The organism is Nonomuraea sp. K271 (genome assembly GCF_009908215.1).
Taxonomy (GTDB): Bacteria; Actinomycetota; Actinomycetes; order Streptosporangiales; family Streptosporangiaceae; genus Nonomuraea; species Nonomuraea longispora.
This window is the reverse complement of sequence record NZ_JAAAHR010000115.1, coordinates 23,310-31,393: the sequence shown is the minus strand read 5'-3', so window position 1 is coordinate 31,393 and position 8,084 is coordinate 23,310. Positions and strand designations below refer to the sequence as shown.

The 8,084-nt window shown below is 71.2% G+C and carries 3 protein-coding genes; 1 reads left to right on the top strand and 2 read right to left on the bottom strand.

Translation table 11 applies throughout. The features are described 5' to 3' along the window. Positions 1–657: 657 nt before the first annotated feature. Together GUY59_RS31620 and GUY59_RS31615 are read right to left on the bottom strand one after the other, a co-directional pair. Positions 658–1,815 (bottom strand): amidohydrolase family protein, encoded by a 1,158-nt coding sequence (locus tag GUY59_RS31620; protein WP_138201740.1) that lies wholly within the window; start codon positions 1,813–1,815, stop codon positions 658–660. A 41-nt stretch (positions 1,816–1,856) separates the two neighbouring features. Beyond that, positions 1,857–3,983, bottom strand: coding sequence for an anthranilate synthase component I (locus GUY59_RS31615; protein WP_138201739.1), 2,127 nt, complete (start codon positions 3,981–3,983; stop codon positions 1,857–1,859). A 591-nt stretch (positions 3,984–4,574) separates the two neighbouring features. Here GUY59_RS31615 and GUY59_RS31610 point away from each other — a divergent pair. Then, positions 4,575–8,075, top strand: coding sequence for a S8 family serine peptidase (locus GUY59_RS31610; RefSeq protein WP_138201738.1), 3,501 nt, complete (start codon positions 4,575–4,577; stop codon positions 8,073–8,075). Positions 8,076–8,084: the final 9 nt, after the last annotated feature.

The following is an 8,084-nucleotide window of genomic DNA, read 5'->3' as shown; positions in this document are numbered from 1 at the left end:
CGCCACCGCTACCCGCCACCGCTACCCGTCACCGGACGCTGATCAGCTACCGTCACGCAAACGTGATCAGCACTTTCACCACGTCATCGAGCTTCTTGTCCGAGACCTCGAAAGCACGCTCCATCTCGCCGCAGTCGTCCGTACGACGGCATCCAGGGGACCAGGCCGCGGAACCGGCTTGCCCACCAAACCGACCTGCCCGATCTCCTTCATCACGAACGCTTGCATCGTGCCCCCGAACGTTCCCCGTGTCCGACGTCGCCGACAACGCCACGGACATGTCCAGCTCTACCCTCTCGAACCCGGCGTTTAACGTGCGCCCATTCGTAGCGGCCGGCCTCGGGTGGCCGGCCGTCGACGTGCACGGATGCCCGATCCGGAAGCATGGCGTGAGGGAGAACTCACCGGGAGGCCGCCGGCTTCGACACCAGGAAGCACTGCGAGGGGACGGTGGCGGTCGCCGCCGAGCGTGCCCGCGCCGCGGGAGGGGAAGTCGAGGTGAGCGCCGAACTGCTCAGCGGGAATGTCGTCGAGGCACGGCTCTGGCGCGGCCGCCCAGGGACGGGCGCCGCCGGCACGCGTGATCGCGGACGTCCGGTTGACCGAGGGCCGTAGGGAGAACCTGACGGTCTCGGCGCCTCCCCCCGAAGCCCCACGTCACAGCCGGTAGATCCGGCGGGCGTTGCCCGAGCCGATCATGTGGGCGACCCTGGCCGCGTCCGCGACGCTCCACTCCTCCGAACCGAGCCTGGCCCGCAGCGCCGCGCCCATCGCCCGCCGGTAGGACAGCGCGCCCAGGTAGCCCGTCTCGGCCACGGCGTGGCAGCCGGAGCCGAACACCTGCTTGTGGAACGGCGCCAGCTCCAGCAGCTCCTCCACGACCCTCGCCGAGGCGGCGGCGGTGTGCGGGAGCGCGAGCCCGACGTCCACGTAGACGTGCGGGTAGAGGCCCGCCAGGTAGGCGGCCTGGCGGTGGAACGGGTAGCAGTGCAGCAGGACCACCGGTACGGACGCCGGCTGCAAGGCCCTGACCAGGGCGCTCAGCCTGGCCGGGTCGCTGCGGTGCAGGTCGGGCCCCGAGCCGCCGAAGCCGGTGTGGAACTGCACGGGCAGCCCCCGCTCCCTGGCCACGTCGATCGCGATCCACAGCAGGTGGCGCAGCAGGACGGGGTCGGTCAGCGGCTCCTTGGGCTCCGACAGGCGCCGGTTGACCGCCGCGATCACCGAGCCCCTGCTGGGCCGGGACGGGTCGAAGTCGAGGCCGTGGAGCGACCCGATGACCGTGGTGAACCCGACCGCCCTGGCGGCCCTGGCGGTCAGCTCCTCGCCGAGGTCGTCGAGGTAGTCGACGGAGATCTGCGCCGTCTCGGCCACGTCGCGCTCGACGGCCTCGATCCGTACGAGCTCGTCGGCCGCGGCGCCGCCGTGGCGGCCCATCTCGGTGGCCGACAGCAGTTCGCCCTCCTCCCAGGCGCCGGCCGGTTCCGTGTCCACCAGGAAGGCCACCACGCCTGACGCCGCCAGGAACCGCCTGTTGACCTCGCCCGCGCCCAGTTCGGCGCGGCGGGCGAGGTAGACGGCGGGCGGCGCGTGCGGCTCAAGATCGAGCAGCGGCGCGCACCAGCGGCGCACCGCCGCGCCGAACGGCGTGTCGAAGTGGGTGGTGCCGGGGGGCGCCGGGCTGCCCCCCTCGTTGATGAGCAGCTCGAACTCGGCTCTCGTCAGGTCGTCTCGCCGCACCCCGTGACAGTGGTGGTCGACGAGCGGGGCGAGCAGCGCGTCGCGCACCGTGCCGGGCAGGTCTGCGGGGAGCATGCGGGAACTCTAGGGGAGCCCCGCACGCTCCCGCGGGCGTTTTACCTACGGCAGAGACGCAGCACGTTGGCGATGACCTTCGCGCCCGCGCCGGCCTCCTGCGTCAGGATCGACTCGGGGTGGAACTGCACGGCGAAGCGCCGCCGCTCGGTGTCCTCAACGGCCATGACGTTGCCGTCGGGCGTGAGCGCGGTCGGGGTGAAACCGACGACGCCGGGCCGCTTGGCGTGCAGCGAGTGGTAGCGGGCCGCGGTGAACTCGGCGGGCAGCCCCTCCAGCAGCGCGCTGTCCCCGAGCCGGGCGACCCGGCCACGCTTGCCGTGCTCGGGGTAGTCGAGCAGTTCCAGCGTGCCGCCGGCGTGCTCGACCATGGCCTGCAGGCCGAGGCAGACGCCGAAGACCGGAAGGTCGCGGGCGTAGACCTGGTCGAGCAGCGCCGACATGCCGAAGTCGGTCGGCCAGCCGGGGCCGGGCGAGAGCACCACCAGGTCGGGGGCGATCTCGTCGAGCATGTGGGACGGGAAGCCGTGGCGCAGCGTCGTCACGGCGGCGCCCTCCTGGCGGAAATAGTCGGCCAGGGTGTTGACGAAGGAGTCCTCGTGGTCGACGAGCAGCACCTGCATGCCCTGGCCGGGCTGCTCCCTGCTCTCGGCGGCGGCCTCCGTGCCGGTCCTGCCGACCGCGGCCAGGGCGCCGAGCAGCGCGCTGGCCTTCAGCTCGGTCTCGCGCTCCTCGGCTTCGGGGTCGGAGTCGAACAGCAGCGTGGCGCCGGCCCGCACGGTGGCCACGCCGTTCTTGATCTGGGCGGTACGCAGGGTCAGGCCGGTGTTCATGGAGCCGTCGAAGCCGATGACGCCGATGGCGCCGCCGTACCACCGGCGGGTGGTGGCCTCGTGGTCCTCGATGAACTGCATGGCCCACGTCTTGGGGGCGCCGGTGACCGTGACGGCCCACATGTGGGTCAGGAAGGCGTCGAGCGCGTCGAACTCGGGGCGCAGCCGGCCCTCGATGTGGTCGACGGTGTGGATCAGGCGGGAGTAGAGCTCGATCTGGCGGCGGCCGATGACCTTGACCGTGCCGGGCAGGCAGATGCGCGACTTGTCGTTGCGGTCGACGTCGGTGCACATGGTCAGCTCCGACTCCTCCTTGACACTGGACAGGAGGGTGCGGATGGCCTCGGCGTCCTCGACAGGGTTGCTGCCGCGGGCGATGGTGCCGGAGATGGGGCAGGTCTCGACGCGGTCGCCGTTCACCCTGACGTACATCTCGGGCGAGGCGCCGACGAGGTGCTCGCCCTCGCCGAGGCTGATGATGAACTCGTACGGGGCGGGGTTGCTGTGACGCAGACCGCGGTAGAAGGCGGACGGGTCGGAGCAGGGGGCGTGGAAGACCTGGCCGGGCACCACCTCGAACAGGTCGCCGCGCTTGAACTTCTCCTTGGCGGCGGCCACGACCTCGGCGTATGCGCCCTTCTCCGGGTCGGGCGGCACCTGGGAGGGGGCGACCTGGGGCGCGGTGTCGCCGGTCCTGTCGAGGCCGCGGGTGGTGGCTCCGTCTACGGTGAACTCGTAACGGAACTCGAGGCTGGTCTCGCGCTGCCGGTCGATCACGACGAGCCGGTCGGGCAGGTGCAGCACGAGGTCGCGCTGGTCGTCGGGGCGGACGAGCTCCTGCCGGATCGGCTCGAACTGGAAGGCCAGGTCGTAGCCGAAGGCGCCGTAGAGGCCGAGGTGGGGGTCGTCGCCCTTGAAGGCGGCGATGACCTCGCGGATCGCGGTGAACACGGTGGGCCGGCGGCTGCGCAGTTCCTCCGGCAGGAGGTCCTCCGAGTCGGCCACGTGCACCTCGACGCGGTCGGACGTGGGCTCGGCGACGGGCTTGCCCGCGGCCAGCAGGCAGGAGGCGACGACGGGCAGCACGACCCTGCCGCGCTCGTTGAGCGCGATGGCCGCGATGTTGCGGCCCTTGGCGACCAGTTCGAGGCAGGGATCGACGTAGCCGAACGCCCAGCGGCTGTAGCGGCCCGGATAGTCCATGCCCGAGGAGAAGGCGCCCCCGCGTCTGTCGCCGAGGGCCGTCACGATCTCTTCGAGCAGCGCCTCGTCCACTTCGCGCGTCTCGCGCTCGACGACGATGCCCCCCGCGGTGGTATATCCGCTCGTCTCCACTTGCTGCCCCTTATCACGTCAACATGATGAGCCCCCGGGGGCGGACACGAGAAAGGCCGCCATCCGGGGCGGCCGTCTTCTGAGGAATGCGAAACACGCGCCGCCTAGAAGCGGCGCCACCACTGGAGCTGGGTGTGATTTCGCATGGGGACAGGTTAGCCGCCCGACCATGATCGCGCAACGCGACCCGCCGGGGTCACCACGGAGGGTCGGCGAGGTCACCGAGCGAGGAGGTCACCACGGCGCACCCGGCTCATGAGCGGCGGCCCTGCCCGGCCACAGGGGGGCGGGCGTTCGCCCTGCCGGTCGCGGCGCCGGCGACGCGCGTGCAGACCTCGGTCACAGGAGCCGGCCGCCCGGCGGTGCCTTGCCGGGCGCGACAGCGGGGCGCGGCGACGGCCCCTTCACCTGCGCGAAGACCCGGAACGGACCGGGCCGTGCAGGTGGTTCCTGCCGCGATATTTCAGCTGACCAGATTACATTTCTTATCGCAAAGTAACATTTCATGACAAGTATTGCTTTCCGGACAAGATCTCTTCACTCTTCTCCCCAGAGGCGTAAAGATCACCTCCCTTGTCCTAAGGAGAGCGCGTGCCCCACACCCCCCGCTGGCGTGCGATCCTCACCGGGATCATCACCGCCGTCGGCCTCCTCATCCCCCAGGCGGCCGAGGCGGCGCCCGACCCGGGCAAGATCGACCCGGACAAGATCGACACTGTCGTCCAGGCGCAGCTGACGCAGAACGACAAAGCCACCTTCTGGGTCCGGATGAAGGGATCCGCCGATCTGAGCGGCGCCCGCCGGGCCAAGACCAAGGACGCCAAGGCCGAGCAGGTCTACAAGGCCAAGACCGAACGAGCGACCGCCTCCCAGGCGGGCTTACGCAGGTTATTGGACTCCCAGCGCGCCGAGTACACCCCGTACTGGATCGTCAACGCGGTGCGGGTCACCGCGGACGAGAAGCTGGCGGCGGAGATCGCCAAACTGCCCGAGGTCGACCGCATCGACCCGGCACGCACCGTCGCGATCCCCAAGCCGACGCCCGGCAAGGCCGAGGCCAGGGTGAACGCGGTCGAGTGGAACATCGACCGGGTCAACGCCCCTCGCGTCTGGAACGAGCTGGGCAACCGGGGCGAGGGCATCGTCATCGCCCACATCGACTCCGGCGCCCAGTTCGACCACCCCGAACTGGTCGCGAGCTACCGGGGTACGAACACGGACGGCTCGTACAGCCATGACTACAACTGGTTCGACCCGGCCGGCGTCTGCCCGTCGCCCGCACCGTGCGACAACAACGGCCACGGCACCCACACCATGGGGACCATGGTCGGCGCCAACGGCATCGGCGTCGCGCCGGGCGCCCGGTGGATCGCGGCCAAGGGCTGCGAGTCCAACTTCTGCAGCGACGCGTCACTGCTGGCCTCCGGCCAGTGGATGCTCGCGCCCACCGACATGAACGGTGAGAACCCGCGCCCCGACCTGGCGCCCGACATCGTCAACAACTCCTGGGGCGGCGACGGGTTCGACCCGTGGTACAAGCCGGTCGTCGAGGCGTGGATCGCGGCCGGCATCTTCCCGGCCTTCGCCAACGGCAACGAGGGGCCCGGCTGCACGACCTCCGGCTCCCCCGGCCAGTACGTGATGAGCTACAGCGCGGGCGGCTTCGACATCGACAACGCGCTGTACCGCAACTCCAGCAAGGGCGCCGGCGAGAACGGCGAGATCAAGCCGAACATCGCCGCACCCGCCGTCAACGTGCGCTCCTCGACGCCCGGCAACGGCTACGGCACCTCCACCGGCACGTCGATGGCCTCCCCGCACGTGGCGGCCACGGTGGCGCTGATCTGGTCGGCGGCCCCCGCCCTGGCCGGTGACGTGGAGGCCACCCGGCCGCTGCTGGACACCACCGCCGTGGACGTCGACGACACCACCTGCGGCGGCACGGCGGCCGACAACAACGTGTGGGGCGAGGGCAGGCTCGACACCTTCGCCGCCGTGCAGGCCGCGCCGGCCGAGGAGGTCGGCGGCCTCCAGGGCGCGGTCACCGCGGGCGGCGAGCCGGTGCCCGGGGTGACGGTCACGGTGACCGGGCCGCTGACCAGGAGCGTGACCACCGGCGAGGACGGCGCTTACGCCATCCCCCGCCTGCTGCCCGGCGAGTACGAGCTCAGCGCCGGGAAGTTCGGCTACGACACGGCCACCGTCACCGTGACGATCACCGCCGGGGCGACGGCGACCGCGGACGTGACCATGACTCAGAAGGCGTCGGGCACGGTGTCAGGGACGGTCACCACGGCGGGCGAGCCGGAGGCCGGCGCGACGGTGACGGCCACCGGCACGCCGGTGAGCGCGGTGACCGACGCGTCGGGCCGCTACAGCATGACGCTGCCGCACGGCGACTACGAGCTGGCCGTGACCCCCGCCTCCCGCTGCTCCAGCGGCGCGACGGCCGAGGTGACGGTGGCGGGAGACGTGGTCGAGGACGTCGAGCTCCCGCTGCGCGGCGACACCTTCGGCTACACCTGCGCGGTCGGCGCGCAGGAGTACGTGGCGGGCACCGAGAAGCTGGCGCTGACCGGTGACGACGAGGCCGAGCAGGTGACCCTGCCGTTCGCGGTGCCCTTCTACGGCACCGGCCACACCAAGGCCTGGATCGCCACGAACGGGTTCGCCACCTTCGCCGCCGACCGGGTGACCGCCGCCGGCAACGGCACCCTGCCGGCGTCGGGCACCCCGAACAACGCGGTCTACCCGTACTGGGACGACCTCAGGGTGGACGCGGAGGGCGGTGTCTACACGGCGGTGACGGGCACGGCGCCGAACCGTACGTTCGTCATCGAATGGCGCAACGTCACCTTCTACAACGACACGGCGCAGCGGTTGTCGTTCGCGGCGCTGCTGGGCGAGAACGGCTCTATCGGCTTCCGGTACAAGGACATCGACAGCGAGCGCGAGCAGGGCAACAGCGCCACCATCGGCGTGGAGAACGCGGCGGGCGACGACGCGCTGCTCTACTCCCACAACGAGGCGGTGCTGGCCGCAGGCCAGAGCGTGGCCCTCACGGCCGGCAGGCACGGCCTGGTCATGGGGGCGGTCACCGACGCCAACGACGGCGACCCGCTGGCCGGGGCGACGGTGAAGGTGGGCGAAGTGGCCACGTTCACCACCGGCGAGGACGGCCGGTTCTACGGCCAGGTGCTGGCGGGCGACTACGAGGTCGAGGTGTCCAAGGAGCACTACGGCACGTTCACGCAGCCCGTGACGGTCGCGCCCACGGTGGTGACGGCGATCGACACGGCGCTGGTCACGGGACGCGTGAGCGCGTCGGCGGCGGAGCTGACCGTCGTGCTGCCCTCCGACGCCACGCGCACCAGGACGCTGGAGCTGACGAACCTGGGCTCGCCCACGCCGTACACGGTGACGGGCGGCGAGTGGTTCACCGTGACGCCGTCGGAGGGCCGGCTGGCCACGGGCAAGTCGGTGAGGCTGGAGGTGACGGTGTCCAGCGACGGCGTCGCCGCCGGCGCCGTACGCGAGGGGACGCTGCTGGTGAAGTCGGCCAGCGGCCGCCAGCCGGCCATCGAGATCGCGGTGACGGTCGTGGTGCCCAAGCACCAGGTGGCCGTCGACGTGGGCGGTTCCAGGAACATGACCGACGACGCCGGTGACGTCTGGACGCCTGACAGGAAGTACGTCAGGGGCGGCCACGGCTACGTCGCCGACCACAGCCGCACGCGCAGCACGTCCAGGACCATCCGGGGCACCGGCGACCAGTCGCTGTTCAGGACGGCGAGGGAGGGCATGCTGGAGTACCGCTTCGACGGCGTGCCGGCGGGGACGTACACCGTCGAGCTGGACTTCGCCGAGCTCGGCAACATGAAGATGGGCCGGCGGGTCTTCGACGTGCTCGTCGAGGGGCAGCTCGCGATCCCGGCGCTCGACCTGGCCCTGGAGGCGGGCACGTACACGGCCGTGTCCAGGCAGTACACGGTGAAGGTCACCGACGGCCAGCTCAATGTGCGTTTCGCGACGCGGGAGGGTACGACCCTCGTCAACGCCGTGCGCGTCTCGGAGCGCCCGGACAAGGAGTAGCGCCCGGGT